13 protein-coding genes are annotated in these 14,227 nt (G+C 66.8%); 5 read left to right on the top strand and 8 right to left on the bottom strand.

Annotation, left to right across the window (positions count from 1 at the left end; genetic code table 11):
- Positions 1 to 49: 49 nt before the first annotated feature.
- The 3 genes from V7S63_RS20915 to V7S63_RS20905 form a co-directional block, all read right to left on the bottom strand.
- Positions 50 to 1,972 (bottom strand): potassium transporter Kup, encoded by a 1,923-nt coding sequence (locus tag V7S63_RS20915; RefSeq protein WP_336531629.1) that lies wholly within the window; start codon positions 1,970 to 1,972, stop codon positions 50 to 52.
- Between the two features lie 145 nt (positions 1,973 to 2,117).
- A complete protein-coding gene (locus tag V7S63_RS20910) occupies positions 2,118 to 4,319 on the bottom strand; it encodes an esterase-like activity of phytase family protein (RefSeq protein ID WP_336531628.1) in 2,202 nt (733 codons plus the stop codon).
- A gap of 137 nt (positions 4,320 to 4,456) precedes the next feature.
- Positions 4,457 to 4,879 carry a hypothetical protein gene (locus V7S63_RS20905; RefSeq protein ID WP_336531627.1) on the bottom strand — a complete coding sequence of 141 codons (423 nt, stop codon included), beginning with the start codon at positions 4,877 to 4,879 and terminating at the stop codon, positions 4,457 to 4,459.
- A 134-nt stretch (positions 4,880 to 5,013) separates the two neighbouring features.
- Here V7S63_RS20905 and V7S63_RS20900 point away from each other — a divergent pair, with 134 nt between their 5' ends.
- Positions 5,014 to 5,835, top strand: a complete 822-nt coding sequence (locus tag V7S63_RS20900; RefSeq protein WP_336531626.1) for a helix-turn-helix domain-containing protein — start codon at positions 5,014 to 5,016, stop codon at positions 5,833 to 5,835.
- 90 nt (positions 5,836 to 5,925) lie between these two features.
- Positions 5,926 to 6,117 (top strand): CsbD family protein, encoded by a 192-nt coding sequence (locus tag V7S63_RS20895; protein WP_091833448.1) that lies wholly within the window; start codon positions 5,926 to 5,928, stop codon positions 6,115 to 6,117.
- 59 nt (positions 6,118 to 6,176) lie between these two features.
- Here V7S63_RS20895 and dnaJ read toward each other — a convergent pair whose 3' ends face one another.
- Together dnaJ and dnaK are read right to left on the bottom strand one after the other, a co-directional pair.
- Entirely contained in the window at positions 6,177 to 7,313 is a 1,137-nt protein-coding gene (dnaJ, locus tag V7S63_RS20890; protein WP_100963266.1) for a molecular chaperone DnaJ, read from the bottom strand.
- Between the two features lie 139 nt (positions 7,314 to 7,452).
- The gene (gene dnaK, locus V7S63_RS20885) at positions 7,453 to 9,375 is read right to left on the bottom strand and encodes a molecular chaperone DnaK (protein ID WP_091833442.1); all 1,923 of its coding nucleotides are present in this window, start codon (positions 9,373 to 9,375) and stop codon (positions 7,453 to 7,455) included.
- Between the two features lie 462 nt (positions 9,376 to 9,837).
- Here dnaK and V7S63_RS20880 point away from each other — a divergent pair, with 462 nt between their 5' ends.
- A complete protein-coding gene (locus V7S63_RS20880; protein ID WP_091833438.1) occupies positions 9,838 to 10,743 on the top strand; it encodes a hypothetical protein in 906 nt (301 codons plus the stop codon).
- 9 nt (positions 10,744 to 10,752) lie between these two features.
- On the opposite strand, the gene V7S63_RS20875 is transcribed toward V7S63_RS20880, so the two are convergent.
- On the bottom strand, positions 10,753 to 11,739 hold the full coding sequence (locus V7S63_RS20875; RefSeq protein ID WP_336531625.1) for a methylated-DNA--[protein]-cysteine S-methyltransferase: 987 nt from the start codon (positions 11,737 to 11,739) through the stop codon (positions 10,753 to 10,755).
- A 118-nt stretch (positions 11,740 to 11,857) separates the two neighbouring features.
- Between V7S63_RS20875 and V7S63_RS20870 the strand changes: the two genes are divergently transcribed.
- On the top strand, positions 11,858 to 12,463 hold the full coding sequence (locus V7S63_RS20870) for a class I SAM-dependent DNA methyltransferase (RefSeq protein WP_336531624.1): 606 nt from the start codon (positions 11,858 to 11,860) through the stop codon (positions 12,461 to 12,463).
- 8 nt (positions 12,464 to 12,471) lie between these two features.
- Here the strand turns inward: V7S63_RS20870 and V7S63_RS20865 are convergent, their stop codons facing one another.
- Together V7S63_RS20865 and V7S63_RS20860 are read right to left on the bottom strand one after the other, a co-directional pair.
- On the bottom strand, positions 12,472 to 12,975 hold the full coding sequence (locus tag V7S63_RS20865) for a hypothetical protein (RefSeq protein WP_336531623.1): 504 nt from the start codon (positions 12,973 to 12,975) through the stop codon (positions 12,472 to 12,474).
- Positions 12,972 to 13,505, bottom strand: coding sequence for a DUF2244 domain-containing protein (locus V7S63_RS20860; RefSeq protein WP_091833429.1), 534 nt, complete (start codon positions 13,503 to 13,505; stop codon positions 12,972 to 12,974). The genes V7S63_RS20865 and V7S63_RS20860 overlap by 4 nt, the downstream gene beginning before the upstream one ends.
- A 20-nt stretch (positions 13,506 to 13,525) precedes the next feature.
- On the opposite strand from V7S63_RS20860, the gene nth reads away from it, so the two are divergent.
- Positions 13,526 to 14,227 carry an endonuclease III gene (nth, locus tag V7S63_RS20855; RefSeq protein ID WP_091833426.1) on the top strand — a complete coding sequence of 234 codons (702 nt, stop codon included), beginning with the start codon at positions 13,526 to 13,528 and terminating at the stop codon, positions 14,225 to 14,227.

Here is a 14,227-nt window from a genome sequence, read left to right as displayed (position 1 = left end):
TCAACCCTGAGAGCTGCCCTGGAATGACGCGGTGACCTGATCGCGAAGATCAGATCTCGATCTCGACCCCGACCTCTACGACCTGCTTGGCCGGGATATGGAAATGCGCGGCGGAACGCTCGGCGTTCCGCTGCATGAAGGCGAAGAGCGCCTCGCGCCACATCGCCATGCCCGCGATCTCCTCGCGCGGAATGACCGTCTCGCGGCCGATGTAATACGACATCTCAGCGAGATCGACACCCCGCAGCAGGCCGCGCTCGACACCGCAGCGCAATCCGCTCGGGATGTGCGGCGTTTCCATGAAGCCGAAATGCAGGATCACACGGGTGACGCTGGGTGCGAGCTCGATCAGCTCGATCCGGTTCTCGTCGGAGACGCGCGGAATTTCCTGCAGCTTACCCGTCACCAGCAGGATGCGCTCGTGCAGGGCATGGTTGTGGCGGACGAAATGCGTGAGCGAGAGCGGCAGCCCCCGCGCGGCCGAGGCCAGGAACGCGGCCGTCCCGGGCAGGCGCAGCGGCGGGTTCGTCGCCAACATGTCCAGGAACGCCTTCTCCGGCTCGCGCTGGCGGGCGCGCGCCGCCTCCACCAGGACAAGGCCGCGTCGCCACGTCAGCATGATCATCGTCAGCACCATGGCCAGCAGCAGCGGGTACCAGCCGCCCTCGTGCAGCTTCGGCAGGTTCGCCGAGAAGAAAGCGAGATCGATCAGCAGGAAGAAGCCGTTGACCGCCACGACGAGGATCGGGTTGTAGCCCCATTTCAGCGCGATCAACGCCGCGAGCCCGGTGGTGATCGCCATCAGCAGGGAAACGGCGATGCCGTAGGCGCCGGCCAGCGCATCGGATGAGCGGAACATGAAGACCGAGGTCAGGGTCGCCAGGCAGATCAGCCAGTTGACGATCGGGATGTAGATCTGCCCCTTCTGGTCATCCGCCGTGTGCTTGATGCGGATCGCCGGGAAGAGGCCGAGCTGCACGGCCTGGCGGGTCAGCGAGAAGGCGCCGGTGATAACCGCCTGCGAGGCGATGACGGCAGCGGCCGTGGCGAAGACCACCATCGGATAATGCGCCCAGTCCGGGGCGAGCTGGTAGAACGGGTTTTCGAGCGCCTCGGGATGGCTCAGCAGCAGCCCGCCCTGGCCGAAATAGTTGAGCATCAGCGCCGGGAGCACCACCGTCAGCCAGGCGATGCGGATCGGCAGCGGGCCGAAATGGCCCATGTCCGCATACATCGCCTCACCGCCGGTCACGGCCAGGAAGGTCGCGCCGAGAACGGCGAAGCCGACGAGCGGCGCGGTGTGGGTGATGAAGTAGAGCGCGTTGAACGGGTTGATGGCGGAGAGGATCCCCGGCGCCATCAGGATGCCCCGAATGCCGAGCAGCGCGAGGGCAATGAACCAGAGCAGCATGATCGGCCCGAACAGCTTGCCGATGAAGCCCGTGCCCTTGCTTTGCACAAGGAACACGCCGATCAGGATCGCCGCGGTCAGCGGCACGATCGCCGGCGCCAGAAACGGCGCATCGACCTTCAGGCCCTCGATCGCGCTGAGCACCGAGATCGCCGGCGTGATCGCCCCATCGCCATAGAGCAGTGCGGCGCCGACGAGGCCCACTACCAGTACATAGGCCCGGGCCGTACCCGGCTTGGCGTGACGTGCCTTGAGCAGCGCCAGCATCGCCATGATGCCGCCTTCGCCGCGATTGTCAGCACGCATGATCAGCAGCGAGTATTTGAGCGAGATGATCAGGATCAACGCCCACAGGATCATCGAGACGCAGCCGACGACCGCTCCCGGCTGCAAGGTCCCGCCGGCGCTCGCGGCGCGGGCGGCCTCCTTCAGCGCATAGAGCGGGCTGGTGCCGATGTCGCCGTAGACGACTCCGAGGGCGCCGAGCGTGAGGGCAGGAACGGAGCCGTGGTGCTCGCCATGCGAGGGCGCGCTGCTCTGTGACAGAACCCCTTGGGTCATTCGCTGCCCCCCTTTCGCAGAAGTAGGGCACGCAGCGGCAGCGACAGCAAGGCTGGCGCGGCTGAATTACGCTGCGGAGCAGGAAACGCCCCGAAGATATCGGCCGGCCGGCGAGAAGAACTCGCCGGCCTCCTACCGTGGCGTCTTACTTCGAGAGCTTGCCGAAGGCGAAGAACTGGGTCTCGCCGGAGGAATCGTCGACGCCGTCATTGTCGGTGATGACGAAGAGATCGCCGGCCTTGTCGACCGCCATGCCCTCGACCTTGTCGAGCCCATAGCCGCCGAGCTTCATCAGGTTCGGCGTCAGGTCGCGCAGCAGCGTCTTCTCGACCGTCGGGATCTCCGAGGAGCCGAAAGGCGCCGGCTTCAGGCCCTTGACCGAGAAGGTCGCCAGCGTCTTCACGGCCTTGGCGCCAAACTGGTTGTCGCGCTCGATCACCGCGAAGGTCTCGTCGCCGAGATAGGTGAGTTCGGAGAGGCCCATCCAGGCGCCGGCGGCCGGAGCGGTCAGCGGGTAGTAGAGAATACCCCAGCTCTTGCTGAAGGGCTTGTAGGTCAGAATCTTGACCTTGCCCTTGGGGTCGTCCTTCCACTCGCGCTGGACCGCGATCCAGACCGTTTCGTCCTGGCCCGCGCCGGTGACGGCGACGCCCTCATAGCCCTGGTTGACCGCCTTGGCGGCAAAGTCCTCCGGCAGGGCGATCTCCTCCTCGATCTCGCCCCTGGCCGAAGCGCGCAGCAGCAGGTTCTGGGTTGGCTTCTCCTTGCGCTCCGGCGCGCCTTCCGAGACCAGCCAGAAGCCGCCGCCGGCGCGCGTCGCGATCCCCTCGAGATCATAGGAGGCCGGCTTGCCGTCCTTCGTCACGGTGACGGCGCCGGTGATCGTCGCCGGTTTCTTCGTCGCGTCGATCTCGAGGATGCGAGAGGGCGTATAGGCGTTGTCGGCGACGCTGAAGAGACGGCCCGGCAGCTCGGGATGGGCGGCGAGGCCCGAGAGCGCGCCCCAGCCGAGCGGCACGCCATCGACATCGGCCGAGACGATCGTCGGGTAGGCGGTTGGTGCCTCGCTGCGCTGATAGATGGTCACGGCCGAACGCGGCCCGTCCTTCTCGCCGAGATCGGCCTCGGAGGCGGAAACGAAGAGATTGCGCTGCGGGATCGCCAGCAGCCCTTCCGGCGCGATGCCGCCCGGCAGGGCCTGCAGATAGCGCGGAGCCTTGCCCGGCCCCTCGTCCTTGAAGACGAGCACCAGCGAGGCGCGTTCCAGCCCGACGAAGAACAGGCGCTCGCCATCATAGGTGCCGACCTCGATACCCTCCGGCTCGCTGCCCTTAGCGGCTGAGCGGCGCTCCGGATAATGGCCGAGGCGGATGGCAATGTGGTCGACCATGTTGCCGGCATCGAACTCGACCGTGCCGTCCTTGCGGAAGATGGTGAAGCCGCGCGAGCCGCCCTTCCAGTCGCCCTCATTGGCGGTGACGAAGCGGTCGTTGTCGAGCCAGCGCACCGCATCGGGCTCGCGGCGCACGCCCTTCAGCTCCTCAACCGGCTTGATCTCACCGTCTCGGGTCTTGTCGATGTTCTTGAGATCGACGGTGCCGGCCGGGAAATGCGTAACGAGCTTGCCGGTCCTGGTGTCGACCACGGCGATGTGGTTGTTCTCCTGCAGCGTGACCACGGCAAGACCGTCCTGGTTGACGTCGACGAATTCCGGCTCCGGATCGGTCGGCTCGACCGCGGCGATGCCGGTGAGGTCGACGATCTGCCTGGAGGCGCAATCGGCCTCGCCGCCCGTGATGCCGATCAAAGTGAGATTGCCGGCGGGAAGCTGCGGCAGGTCGCCCTTGTTCAGCTTCTCGTCGCGCTCGTTCTCGATGACGATGGCGAGCTTGCCCTTGTCTTTGGTCAGGGCGATCGAATCGGGCTGGCCGCCTAGCTCGCATTTGGCTGTGACCTGCTTCGTTCTCAGGTCGATGGTGGCGAGATGGCCGGCCGGCTCCTTGAAGTTGTCGCCGGAGCTGACGACGACGGCGAAGGCTCGCTCGCCGAGGATCACGACCGAGGTCGGCTCGCCGCCGACCGGGATGAAGCCGGCGGGCTTGGGCGCATCGGCCGTGGTGATGTCGATCAGACCGACCGCCTTCTGCTCGGCGTCGGTATAGGCGAGCAGGGTGCCGGCCTCGTTGGCCGAAATGATCTCCGCAACCGTCTTCTTCTTCGCGTCGCGATCGGCCGGGAGGTTCAGCGGCACCTGGAAGGTGGCGATACGGTTGAAGGTCGGCTCGGCAAGTGCCGTTGCGCCAGAGAGGAGCGTCGCGAGGGCCGCAAGGACGAGGGGTTTGCGCATTGGGACGGTCCTGTTCCGCAGGGTGGGGAGGCAGGCCTTCCGGCTAGTGAGCACAGACGACGGTTTCGTGACAAGCCGTCGCAAGCCACGGCCGCCGCGGCGCGAGCCACGGCGGCTTCGGCTAACGGGCCGTTTGGTCAGTGCAAAGCGGCTTCGGTTCCAACCGTTTCCGTGACCGACTTCTTCAGGCCGATCACCTCGAGCTCGGTGACGACCGCGACCGCCGCGGCCTGGGCCAGGACGAAGGCGATGCCGAGCGTGGTCGGCGCGAACCAGCCGGCGACGAGGATCAGCACGCTGTCGGCGATCCAGAGGACATTGACGCCGATCACGGCATAGATCGCGAGGCGCGGCAGGCGAAGCCGGCTGGCGAATAACGCAAGCAGGGCAGCACAAGGCAGCAACACCAGGCCGGCGCTGCGAAGAAACTCCGCCGGAAAGCCGAGGAGGCCGGAGAGCGAACCGGCGCCGACGCTGAGCAGCAGGCCGGTCGCGGCGCAGGCGGCGGCATCGAGGGCAAGGGCGTTGCGCAGGAAACGCGAGGACTGGATGAAGGCCATGGTCGTTCTCCGGTTCAGGCCCCGTCTCATCCGGGGCGGTTGCTGATGGAGGCCATGCTGACGAAAGCCCGGCGGCCGGTCGATTAAGCCAGAGGTAATTGGATGGCGGCGCGGCTGCGGCTAGCTTGCCCATCATGAACAAGCACCAGCAGCCCACGATCGGGCATCTCATCCGCGACTGGCGCCAGCTGCGCCGTCTCAGCCAGCTCGACCTCGCGCTCGAAGCCGAGATCTCGCAGAAGCATCTCAGCTTCGTCGAGAGCGGCCGCTCGGTCCCGAGTCGAGACATGGTCCTGCTGCTCGCCGAGCATCTCGGCGTGCCGCTGCGCGAGCGCAACGCGCTCCTGCTCTCGGCCGGCTATGCACCGGTCTATCTCGAACGTTCGCTGGAGGATCCGAGCCTGCAGGCGGCGCGCAGCGCGATCGACCTGCTGCTCAAGGGGCACGAGCCCTACCCGGCCGTGGCCATCGACCGGCACTGGACCCTGCTCGCGGCGAACAAGATGATCGCGCCGATGCTCGCGGTCGTCGAAGACGCCGACCTGCTGCGCCCGCCGGTCAACGTGCTGCGGCTCAGCCTGCATCCACGCGGGCTCGCCCCGGCGATCGTCAACCTGACGGAATGGCGCGGCCATCTGATCGCAAGGCTGCGCCAACAGATCCGCGCCACGGCCGACCCGCTGCTGGCCGAACTCCTGACCGAATTGCTGAGCTATCCCGTCCCGGCCGTGCCAGTCATCAAAGGCAAGGCGCAGGACGAGGCCGAGCCGCCGATCGTGCTGCCGCTGCACCTGCGGCTCGGCGAGACCGAGCTGTCGCTGATCTCGACCACGACGGTGTTCGGCACGCCGGTCGACGTGACCTTGTCGGAGCTGGCGCTGGAGACCTTCTTCCCGGCCGACGAGGCAACGGGCGGGGCGCTGCGGGCGATCGCAGAGACCATCACGTCCGCTTGAGCGCGGGAACCAAAGCCCGGCCGTGACGTTCTCCCATCCGAACCGGCGCCGAGGCGCCGGGCTCGACTCATTTCGGAAAGGAACACGTCCATGGGCAGCACCGCCGACAAGATCAAGGGCATGGCCAACGAGGCCGCCGGCAACATCAAGCAGGCAGCCGGCAAGGCGCTGAACAAGCCCGAGCTTCAGGCCGAGGGTATCGCGCAGGAGCGCAAGGGCGAAGCCCAGCAGGCGGTCGGCAAGACCAAGGACGCCGTCAAGAAGGTGATCGACAAGGCCTGACCATCAGGCCGGCTCCGACCACAGAAGAACGGGCGCCGCAAGGCGCCCGTTTTTTCGTCTCAGGCAGAGCCGCCGAGGCCGCCGAGGAAATCCTTGACCCGGCCGAAGAAGCCGGCTGTCTCGGGATGGGTTGCGCCCGAGCTCTCGCGCTCGAACTCCATCAGCAATTCGCGCTGGCGGGCAGTGAGCTTCTGCGGCGTCTCGACGAGAACCTGGATGTAGAGATCGCCCATCTCGCGCGAGCGCAGAACGCTCATGCCCTTGGCCTTGAGCCGGAACTGCTTGCCGGTCTGAGTCCCCTCGGGGATTTTCACCCGGGCCTTTTCACCATTCAGCGTCGGCACCTCGATCTCGCCGCCGAGCGCGGCCGAAGTCAGGCCGATCGGCACCCGGCAGAACAGGTCGGCGCCGTCGCGCTGGAAGATGGCGTGCGGCTTGATCGATAGGAAGATGTAGAGATCACCAGCCGGTCCGCCGCGCAAGCCAGCCTCACCCTCGCCTGCAAGGCGGATGCGGGTACCGTCCTCGACACCGGCCGGGATGTTGACCGAGAGCGTGCGTTCGCGAGTGACGCGGCCGGCGCCCTGGCAGCCGGTGCAGGGATCGTCGATGATCTCGCCGCGGCCGTTGCAGGTCGGGCATGTCCGCTCGACCGAGAAGAAGCCCTGGCTGGCGCGGACGCGGCCATGGCCGCCGCAGGTCGGGCACTGGCGCGACTTCGAGCCGGCCTTGGCGCCGGTGCCGGAGCAGACCTCGCAGGTCACCGAAGTCGGGACGCGGATGGTCTCGTTCTTGCCGGAATAGGCCTCTTCGAGGCCGATCTCGAGATTATAGCGCAGATCGGCGCCGCGCTCGCGGGAATTGGCGCCGCGCGGGCCGCCACGGCCGCGGCCCTCGCCGAAGAAGGATTCGAAGATATCGGACATGAAGTCCGACATGTCGGCAGGGCCGCCACCGCCCCCGCCGCCGTTCTCGAAGGCCTGATGGCCATAGCGGTCATAGGCCGCGCGCTTCTGGCCATCTGAGAGGATCTGATAGGCCTCGTTGATCTCCTTGAACTTGAGCTCAGCCTGCTTGTCGCCCGGGTTCTTGTCCGGGTGATGCTGCATGGCGAGCTTGCGGAAGGAGCTCTTGAGCTCGACCTCCGTCACGGTTCGGGAGACCCCGAGGATTTCGTAGTAGTCGCGCTTCGACATTCAACCAGCTGCCCCTGCGCCGCCCCGCGCTCCTTGCGCAGGCCGGCGAGTCATGTCCTGCCGACGCCATCGCCTCAACGGAATGGCCGGGTCAAGCCCGGCCATCCCGTCACGGTCGATGGATGACCAAGTAGCGCGATCAGGCGCTCTTCTTCTTGTCGCCCTTGTCGTCGCTGACGTCCTTGAAGTCGGCGTCGATGACGTCGTCCTTCTTCGGCTCCTCGGCAGCGGCGCCCTCGGGAGCGTTCGCTTCGGCCTGGCTGGCGGCATACATCGCCTCGCCGAGCTTCATCGACGCCTGCATCAACTCGTTGGTGCGGGCCTGGATCGCCTCGACATCCTCACCGGTCAGCGCAGTCCTGAGGGCTTCGAGCGCCGTCTCGATCGCGCCCTTGTCGGCCGCCGAAACCTTGTCGCCATAGTCCTTCAGCGACTTCTCGGTCGAGTGCACGAGGCTCTCGCCCTGGTTCTTGGCTTCGACCACCTCGCGACGCTTCTTGTCATCGGCGGCGTTGGCCTCGGCATCCTTGACCATCTTCTGGATCTCGGCCTCGGAGAGGCCGCCGGACGCCTGGATGCGGATCTGCTGCTCCTTGTTGGTGGCCTTGTCCTTCGCCGTCACCGAGACGATGCCGTTGGCGTCGATGTCGAAGGTCACCTCGATCTGCGGCATGCCGCGCGGGGCCGGCGGGATGCCCATCAGGTCGAACTGGCCGAGCATCTTGTTGTCGGCCGCCATCTCGCGCTCGCCCTGGAAGACCCGGATCGTCACCGCGCCCTGGTTGTCCTCGGCGGTGGAGAAGACCTGGCTCTTCTTGGTCGGGATCGTAGTGTTGCGGTCGATCAGGCGCGTGAACACGCCGCCCAGCGTCTCGATGCCGAGCGAGAGCGGGGTCACGTCAAGCAGCAGGACGTCCTTGACGTCGCCCTGCAGGACGCCGGCCTGGATCGCGGCGCCGATGGCGACGACCTCGTCGGGGTTGACGCCCTTGTGCGGCTCCTTGCCGAAGAACTGCTTCACGACCTCCTGGACCTTCGGCATGCGGGTCATGCCGCCGACCAGGACGACCTCGTCGATCTGGCCCGCGGACAGGCCGGCATCCTTGAGCGCCTTGCGGCAGGGCTCGATGGTGCGCTGGATCAGATCGTCGACCAGGCTCTCGAACTTGGCGCGCGAGAGCTTGATGGCGAGGTGCTTCGGACCCGAGGCATCCGCCGTGATGTAGGGCAGGTTGATCTCGGTCTGCGCGGTCGTGGAGAGCTCGATCTTCGCCTTCTCGGCCGCCTCCTTCAGGCGCTGCAGGGCGAGCTTGTCCTTCTTCAGGTCAATGCCCTGCTCGCGCTTGAACTCGTCCGCCAGGTATTCGACCAGGCGCATGTCGAAGTCCTCGCCGCCGAGGAAGGTGTCGCCATTGGTCGACTTCACCTCGAACACGCCGTCGCCGATCTCGAGGACCGAGACGTCGAACGTGCCGCCGCCGAGGTCATAGACCGCGATGGTGCCGGCCGACTTCTTGTCGAGGCCATAGGCGAGCGCGGCCGCGGTCGGCTCGTTGATGATGCGCAGCACCTCGAGGCCGGCGATACGGCCGGCATCCTTGGTGGCCTGACGCTGGGCGTCGTTGAAATAGGCGGGAACGGTGATGACGGCCTGCGTCACCGGCTGGCCGAGATAGGCCTCCGCGGTCTCCTTCATCTTGGTCAGCGTGAAGGCGGAGATCTGCGAGGGCGAGTAATCCTTGCCGTCGGCCTCGACCCAGGCGTCACCCGACGGGGCCTTCTTGATCTTGTAGGGAACGAGATCGATGTCCTTCTTGGTCATCGGATCGTCGAAAGTGCGCCCGATCAGGCGCTTGATGGCGAAGAAGGTCCGCTCCGGATTGGTGACCGCCTGGCGCTTGGCCGGCTGGCCGACCAGACGCTCGCCGTCATCCGTGATGGCGACGATCGAAGGCGTGGTGCGGGCGCCCTCGGAATTCTCGATGACCTTGGGCGTCGACCCTTCCATCACTGCAACGCAGGAGTTGGTGGTTCCGAGGTCGATACCGATGACTTTACCCATGGATGGGATCCCTTTCGATTTAGCAGATCGCCGGAAGAGCGCGCGTAAGACGCCGCTCCCCGGCCCATGGCCCCGGATCGCCCCCACCTTCCGCGGCGAACGAACCCGGGATACCCACGTCTGGCGGCTGAAGCGACGGAACGGGACTTCAAGCCCCGGCCCGGCCTCACCCGCCGGTTACAACAAAGATCGACCGGCCCTGCGTTGCAGCGTTCGCATGCGAGTGCTGGCGCCTGGCGCAATCCGGCCCCGATGGCCCGTAAAAACCACCGCTTCGCGGCGTATATAGGGAGGGTGACGGCCTGCTTGCAAGGCGCGGAGCCGGATTAAGAATCGGCTTTGTGCAGTATCCCTCACAGAATTCGCAGGGCTGACCATTCCGGGTAAGTGTTGCGCGCATGCTCTTGCGCAACAGGCGTAGCCATTCCATTCAGAATGGACCTTCGCCACCAGGAAACAGCCGTGACGACGCTCCGCCGCCCGACTGCCCATCGCCTCGCTGCCGGTGCAGCCCTGGCCTGGCTCGGCCTTGCAGGCGCAGCCCTGGCTCAGCCGATGCAGCTTCCCGGTGCGCAGCCTTTCAACCAGCCCGGCGCCCAGCAATCGGCGCCGGCCTCCGTCGGCGGCCAGTCGTCGGCGCCGCGCCCGCGCACCATGCCGGCCATCAAGATCCCGGGAGAAGACTCGCTTCTCGGCAAGAGCTTGCGACGCAATGGCGGCTTCGGCGAAGCAACGCTGGAGAAGACCGGCAGCGGCTATGGCCTGAAGCTGCGCGCCGAAGGCTTCCAGTCCAGCAACCTCGTCGAACCCTGCGCCATCTCCTTCGGCGATACGCCCGTGCCGGTGACCTCGCTCGGCAAGCCGGCCGGGTTGCCGCGCTACAAGCTGGAAGCCGCGGCCTGCCCGATCGTCTTCGACGTGCTCGAAGGCGCCTTCCTCGTGATCGAGCCGGAGCAGCCCTGCGTGATCGAGGCCGCCGCCTGCCGCATCGATCCCCGCGGCGTCTGGGGGCCGGACGTGCGCACCCTGCCGGCCCGCGCCAAGGAGACCGAAGCCGAGCGCAGCAAGGCGGAGACCGCCGTTCGGGAAGGCTACCGAGCGCTCTCGGCCAAGGCCAACCTGACCGAGCAGCGCACGATCGCCCGCGAGCAGGCAGGGTTCTCGTCGGAGCGCGAGCAGATCTGCCGCGACTTCCAGCGCGAGGGCTCGCACGGCTTCTGCGGCGCCCGCATCACCGAGGCGCGCGCCGCCTCGATCCGCGCCCGCCTCGGCCTGCCCGAGCCGAAGCCCGAGACGTCGAAGCCGCGCCCGGCCACGGCAAGGCGGACGCCCCCGCCTGCGGCAGCGCCCGCTCCGACCATCCAGTAAGTTCTGGACTCAGGCGGCCTCGCCGCCTGCGACCTGCCCGGCCTCCCAGCCGAGGATGGCGCGCTTGCGCGTCAGCCCCCAATGGTAGCCGGTGAGCGCGCCGGACTTGCCGATGACGCGGTGGCAGGGGACGACGAAGGAGATCGGGTTCTTGCCCACCGCCGCACCGACCGCGCGAGCCGCCGAAGGCTTGCCGATATGGCCGGCGACGTCGCCATAGGTGGTGGCGCAGCCGACCGGGATGCGCAGCAGCGTCTCCCAGACACGGACCTCGAAATCGGTGCCGATCAGCACGACGCGCAGCGGCGTCTGCGGCGACCAGCTGCCCGGCTCGAAGATGCGCGTCGCATAGGGCGCCGTGCTCTGCGGATCGAAGTGGTAGTCCGCATGCGGCCAGCGCCGCATCATGTCGGCCAGCGCCTCGGCCCGGCCGCCGATCACCTTGCCGCCGTCGAGGCTGTTCGAGACCCAGCCGAGACCGGCGAGCCCGCGCTCGGTCACCACGACCAGCGCTTCGCCGAAGGGCGACTGGTGGAAGCCATAGGACATGCGCAATCCCTCGCCGCCGGTCTTCCACTCGCCCGGCGACATCGCCTCATGGGTGACGAAGAGGTCGTGCAGGCGGCCGGGACCGGAGAGTCCGACCTCGAAGCTGGTGTCGAGGATGCTGGCGGAGGCGGCCAGCAGACCCTTGGCGTTGTCGAGCGTGATCGCCTGCAGGAACGCCTTCGGCGTCAGCCCGCACCAGCGCCGGAACAGGTGATGCACGTCGGTCGGGGTCGCACCGGCCGCGTCGGCGATCGCCTCGATCGTCGGCTGCTGGCGCCAGTTATTGGTGATGTAGGCCAGGATGCGGCGCACGGTGTCGTAATCCGAGCCGGGCACAACCGCCGGAAAATCGGCTTCCGAGGGGATGGCTTCGGTGGCGCGGGCGAGCACGGCATTGGAGACGACTATCGGTTTCATCGCCGTCCTGAAACTGGAATGGGCGTTCATCTTTCTGTCCTCGCGATCTCAAATCTCATGCTCGCGACGCTAATGCTGTCAGCATGCGTCTCCCACCCGAAAGCTGACAAGCTCGTCTTCGCCTCAAAGGCCGCGTAGACATCCAAAGATGACCGATTCCGCCGACGCCGTCGTCTCGCTCTACCTGCGCCACGCCGCTGCCTATGACCAGCAACGCGGCCGGAAGCTGATGGAGGCGCACTGGCTCGACCGCTTCCTGTCACGGCTGCCGGCGACTCCTTCGGTCCTCGACATCGGCTGCGGCATGGGCGAGCCGATCGCCAGGCATCTGATCGAACGGGGCTGTGCGGTCACCGGCATCGATTCGGCGGCGCCGCTGATCGCGCTCTGCCGGAAACGCTTCCCGCAGCAGGACTGGCAGGTCGGCGATATGCGCGAGCTCGCACTTGGCCGGCGCTTCGACGGGCTCATCGCCTGGGACAGCTTCTTCCATCTGAAGCCCGACGATCAACGGCGAATGTTCCCGCTCTTCCGTGCGCATGCGGCGGATGGAGCTGCGCTGCTCTTCACCAGCGGGCCCGGCCATGGCGAGGCGATCGGCAGCTTCGAGGGCGAACCGCTCTACCATGGCAGCCTCGATCCGTCCGAGTATCGCGCGCTGCTCGATGCGACCGGTTTTGCCGTCGTCGAGCATATCATCGAGGACCCGAACTGCGGCGGCCATACGGTCTGGCTGGCGCAACGGACAACCTGAGGCCTCCCTCAAGCGAAGCGCTGCAGCTTCTCCCGCGTCAGGCGCTGGTTGTTGCGATGCCATTCGTCGTCGGTGAAGAAAACCGGCGAAGCCTCGTCCCAGCCGCTGCAACTATAGTCCGACTGCTCGGCGAAGAAGGCGACGAAGGACTCGCGCGAACGCCATTCGGCAATGGCCTCGCCGGGACGATGACCGTCCAGGATGTCGCAGAGCTTGGCGCCGTCTCGCGTGCGGATCAGGCCGTGACCGCAGTAATCGCGGTGGAATTCGTGAATCAGCCCCTCGCCGACCGGGCGAACCATCATGCGATCCCAGACCTGCCCTGCCAGCACCGGGCCGAACAGGGCGCGATCGAGCTTGTCGCGCAGGATCAGTGCATAAGCACGGACAGCTTCCTCGCCACCGGTCTCAGCAGGCAGGGGGCCGCGCCGAGCGCGATTGGCCCGCACCGCCGCGATGACGACGACGATGATCGCCGCCCATGCGATCAGCGGGATGATCGTTGCGGTCATGCTCGGGCGGGTTCGAAATCCGGGCCGCGCTTGGCCTTGGCGAGCGCCGCTCCGAGCGCCTGTGCGAAGCCTTCGCGCTCCTGCGGCGAAAGTGCGGAAGCGACCACGGTGCGCTGCCCTCGCGCGACCAGCGAAAGCTCGAGCAGGCCGTAATCCTCATCGTCCGCGCGCTCGAGCTTGGTCCAGGCCGGATTGGAGCGCCAGATCCTCTCGCGGCCGTGATGCGAGACCTTGCGCAACAGCACCTCGAGCGGCGTCACGACGATGCGCTCGAAGGCGCGGGCCGCATTGAAGTTGACCTTGAAGGCGATGAACAGCGCGAGGACGTCGAGGCCGAAGAAGCCTGCGACCGGCCAGGCACCGAGCACCATGAAAGGAATGGAGGCCGCGACGCTGGTCAGGCAGACCAGCGTCATCACGGTCCGGAATCCGTTCTGGCCGAGCGAGCGATGCGGCGTGATCGTCGCGTCGAAGACCGGCTTTTCGGCCGCTTCGACTGCAAGGTCGGATTCGGGCTTGCCCAAGGTCATGTGCCAACTATAACGCCGCGATGCCCGTGCCGAACAGTGCGAAACGCCGCAGCCCTCCACCGAAGCGGATCACGAATCCGAAGCCGCGCAGCGCTGCCGAGGTCTACGAGATCTTCAGCCGCTTCCGGCAGCAAAGGCCCGAGCCGAAGGGCGAGCTCGACTACGTCAACGCCTTCACGTTGCTGGTCGCCGTGGTGCTCTCGGCACAGGCGACCGATGCCGGCGTCAACAAGGCGACGAAGCGGCTGTTCGAGCTCGCTGACACGCCTGAAAAGATGCTAGCCCTCGGCGAAGACCAGGTGCGCGAGCTGATCAAGACGATCGGGCTCTACCGCAACAAGGCGAAGAACGTCATCGCACTCTCGGAAAAGCTGATCTTGGAGTTCGGCAGCGAGGTGCCGATCGCGCGCGAGGCGCTGGAGAGCCTGCCCGGCGTCGGCCGCAAGACCGCGAACGTGGTGCTCAACATCGCTTTTGGCGAGATCACCCACGCCGTCGACACCCATGTCTTCCGCGTCGCGAACCGCCTGCGCATCGCGCCCGGCAAGAATGTGCTGCAGGTCGAACTCGGCCTGGAAAAGGCGGTGCCGGCCGAGTTCGGCCGGCACGCGCATCACTGGCTGATCCTGCACGGACGCTACACCTGCAAGGCTCTGCGGCCGGCCTGCGAGAGCTGCGTCGTCGCCGATCTCTGCGATTCCGCCGACAAGCGGATCGCCTGA

Source organism: Allobosea sp. CCNWLY174 (assembly GCF_037120455.1).
Classification (GTDB): Bacteria; Pseudomonadota; Alphaproteobacteria; order Rhizobiales; family Beijerinckiaceae; genus Allobosea; species Allobosea lupini.
The sequence above is the reverse complement of the archived record's forward strand: the minus strand, read 5'-3'. Positions and strand labels throughout refer to the sequence as shown.

Coding starts and splice junctions, on each gene's coding strand:
- V7S63_RS20900 (WP_336531626.1), top strand. CDS start 5,014: ATGAACAAGCACCAGCAGCCCACGATCGGGCATCTCATCCGCGACTGG.
- V7S63_RS20860 (WP_091833429.1), bottom strand. CDS start 13,505: ATGACCTTGGGCAAGCCCGAATCCGACCTTGCAGTCGAAGCGGCCGAA.
- V7S63_RS20895 (WP_091833448.1), top strand. CDS start 5,926: ATGGGCAGCACCGCCGACAAGATCAAGGGCATGGCCAACGAGGCCGCC.
- dnaJ (WP_100963266.1), bottom strand. CDS start 7,313: ATGTCGAAGCGCGACTACTACGAAATCCTCGGGGTCTCCCGAACCGTG.
- V7S63_RS20865 (WP_336531623.1), bottom strand. CDS start 12,975: ATGACCGCAACGATCATCCCGCTGATCGCATGGGCGGCGATCATCGTC.
- dnaK (WP_091833442.1), bottom strand. CDS start 9,375: ATGGGTAAAGTCATCGGTATCGACCTCGGAACCACCAACTCCTGCGTT.
- V7S63_RS20910 (WP_336531628.1), bottom strand. CDS start 4,319: ATGCGCAAACCCCTCGTCCTTGCGGCCCTCGCGACGCTCCTCTCTGGC.
- V7S63_RS20870 (WP_336531624.1), top strand. CDS start 11,858: ATGACCGATTCCGCCGACGCCGTCGTCTCGCTCTACCTGCGCCACGCC.
- V7S63_RS20875 (WP_336531625.1), bottom strand. CDS start 11,739: ATGAACGCCCATTCCAGTTTCAGGACGGCGATGAAACCGATAGTCGTC.
- V7S63_RS20915 (WP_336531629.1), bottom strand. CDS start 1,972: ATGACCCAAGGGGTTCTGTCACAGAGCAGCGCGCCCTCGCATGGCGAG.
- V7S63_RS20905 (WP_336531627.1), bottom strand. CDS start 4,879: ATGGCCTTCATCCAGTCCTCGCGTTTCCTGCGCAACGCCCTTGCCCTC.
- nth (WP_091833426.1), top strand. CDS start 13,526: ATGCCCGTGCCGAACAGTGCGAAACGCCGCAGCCCTCCACCGAAGCGG.